Raw genomic sequence first — 2710 nt, 5'->3', positions numbered from 1 at the left:
TCGTGACATAAAAACGCCCCGTCCGGGAAGAGACAAAACGGTCGCCTGCCTTCAGGCTTTTTTCCGTTTTCGCCGGAGCGGGATATGTCCCGGCCTCACCGTTGTCTGGCTCCCACTCCGGTAACCCGTATTGTCCGTTTTTATACTGGCGTAACAGTATGCCACTGTGACCGTCCCTGACTTTATAGCAGGGAGATTTCGGGTAATCAGCGACCGGCGCCAGATGCATATACAGGCTGTAAAACTCCAGCCAGCACTTTTCCTTTTGCGGATCAGGTTGACACTGCGATTTCACCAGCACAAAGCTGCTGCTGTAGCGAAGTTGTTCTCCGCAGTATGGTGCTGTCAGGTATTCGTTGTTTATCCTGTACGCCACTACCGTACCGTCTGCCATAAACTGGAGGGGTAGCGGTTCTTCAGTATTAACGGCGTCCGGTTTTAGCGCCGAGAAAGGATTAGAGACATCGCTGATATGGATCCCGCCGTGCCACAGGCCATTCGCGCCCAGCAGCCATGTCCCGTGCGCCTCCCCGTCGATAAGCCGCATGACATCGTCCAGTGCGCGAAATTCTTTACCGTCAGTATTTCTGATGGGGTAACTCTGGCTGTTGGCCCGGGTTATCCGCTCAACGGCCGGCATCATCTCCAGCACCGGTCCCTACGCTTTCGCCTGTTCATCCGCCGTCAGGAAAAGCCCCTTGGCCGCACGGACCGCCCCGGACTCGTCCTAAGAACAGACCTTTTATCTGGTTATCACCTGATTGAATGCATGGCGTAATGAAATTCCCCTTACGAAGGGATACTATTTAGTAAGACTCGAACCTGTCCTTTGAAATATCACCACCTTTAGAATCTTTACCTTTGTTAGATGAATAATCAAAAAATATATCATCAACCCTCACAAATTTGCCATTATCAAAGGAGTAAATAACTTTTCTGAAATTATTACAGCAATCATCTTTTGAATTAAAAACGATGTTCTTTTTATAAGGGTCGTACACTATGGTGCCATTTTCTTTTGATAAATTATTATCTTTTATAAATTCATTATTACCTGAGAGATAAATGACTTGACTACCGTTATTTGGTCGATAATCTGTTCTGACTATCAAGTCGTAAAACCCATCGCCATTAATATCTACAAAATCTAAAGATGGTGGATCTATGGCATCAGTAACAATTATGCTTTCATTTTTATTCTTAAATATCAAATCTACTTTATAAACGCCTGAATCAGAATCATCAACTTTAACATCCTTAAGTTCACCATCTTTGAATGAATTATTGGCTTGAATTGTTACAGGCACACATTTTTTATTGCACCACTGACCAGTATAACCATTGTTTGCTCGAAAAAGAGTTATAGTAGCAGTGCCGTTATTTGTTTTTTCTTTTAACTTAACAACATTCGAATCCATCACTCCGTTTAACAAAATTTTATTTTTATATTTGTTATATATATAACTACCAGAAACATTGTCATTAGAAATAACAAGGTTCATTGTAATATTGCTCTTCCCAATAGTCCCACTGTACATCGAAGAAATGGAATACTCTGTTTTCACTACGTCCGAAGCATTACAAGACAATGATAATACGCCCACTACTAATAATAAAAATAAATTTTTCATTCAACTCACTCTAGCCCAAATGCGTTTTTAGCAATAGATAATTTATTAATCCGGTCATCCATATGATTCGGCTCTCTGGCTTTGTCTGGATAATAAGGATGCTCTTGCACAGCCCATCCATTGACATAAACTGAAACCCAATAAACATCATCCCTATCAGCTGTATCGTTTAACTTAGGTTTTATATACTTCCAAAAATACCCAGATGCCAATGCTGCATACCTTGGATTTTCTGATAACTGTTTTGCTTTAGATACTGACGACGTTATGTCAAACGTTTCGTCATTAAGTTTACCTCTGAGATATCCTTGGCACTTTGTGTAATTATCACGACCAGTAATCTTTAATAAACCTCTACCTTTAAATAATGGGCCATCACCAATCTGAGTATTGCCAAGATCACTGCGACCTTCATATGCATTTCCGGAAGCAGTTTCCTCTGTATCTCTGAAAAAACTCGTTTCGTGGAGGATCTGGGCCATAAAATGTGATTTACGTAAAGGTGTATTGATTTCAAATAACCTCATAGTCTCATTCAACGGCTCTAGATAAGTATTAATTTCACTCTCTCGATTAGAAGGGAGCATTAATTTCAATTGCTCGTATGTAATAAGTTGATCACCATCGGAGGATAAGGCATTCAAAAACACCACCGGATGAAAATGCCACACCGCCTCATCCTTATCAAACGGCGGCACCTTGCTCATCCACTCCAGGTCCGCCTGCCATTTCTCACAGTACTTCACTTCCAGCGAGTCCAGATCCTTATAAAACCCTTCCCAGCGCCCTGTCGAGCGGCCCCCATACCATTCGCTGTGATGTTTGACTATCACCCGGTTGACCACATTCTTCACCAGCGGATCCCGTACTGCCAGCGCCTGCCTGATTTCTTCTGCCGTCACTTTCCCGTCGCGGTTGCTGTCCATCCCCGCCATCAGGTCACGATAAAACTGTGGTACCAGACCGTACTGATATCCCGCGCCCTGTTCAGCCGTTCGGCTTATCGCCCCAAACGCCTGGGGGATCCAGTTCTCATACGGGCTGTTCATCACATCGCCCCCGCTGCTTTCCTCCAGCGC

2 protein-coding genes and 2 pseudogenes are annotated in these 2710 nt (G+C 43.5%); all 4 read right to left on the bottom strand.

Annotated features, from left to right (window positions below):
* Window positions 1–559, bottom strand: a pseudogene (locus AS136_RS25865) (hypothetical protein); the annotation flags it as partial.
* 24 nt (window positions 560–583) lie between these two features.
* Window positions 584–727, bottom strand: a pseudogene (locus tag AS136_RS29455) (type VI secretion system Vgr family protein); the annotation flags it as partial.
* A gap of 79 nt (window positions 728–806) precedes the next feature.
* Window positions 807–1631, bottom strand: coding sequence for an FG-GAP repeat protein (locus tag AS136_RS25860; protein WP_023297746.1), 825 nt, complete (start codon window positions 1629–1631; stop codon window positions 807–809).
* Window positions 1632–1636: 5 nt separating this feature from the next.
* On the bottom strand, window positions 1637–2710 hold a 1074-nt coding region (locus tag AS136_RS29205; RefSeq protein WP_462442459.1), incomplete at its 5' end, for a glycoside hydrolase family 19 protein.

The sequence above is a fragment of the Klebsiella sp. D5A genome, from assembly GCF_001620885.1.
Taxonomy (GTDB): Bacteria; Pseudomonadota; Gammaproteobacteria; order Enterobacterales; family Enterobacteriaceae; genus Klebsiella; species Klebsiella variicola.
Note: the sequence above shows the minus strand (reverse complement) of the source record. Positions and strands in the feature narration are given on the sequence as shown.

What these genes read in the sequence shown, in the direction of transcription:
- AS136_RS25860 (WP_023297746.1), bottom strand. Translation starts at nt 1,631, where the DNA reads ATGAAAAATTTATTTTTATTATTAGTAGTGGGCGTATTATCATTGTCT.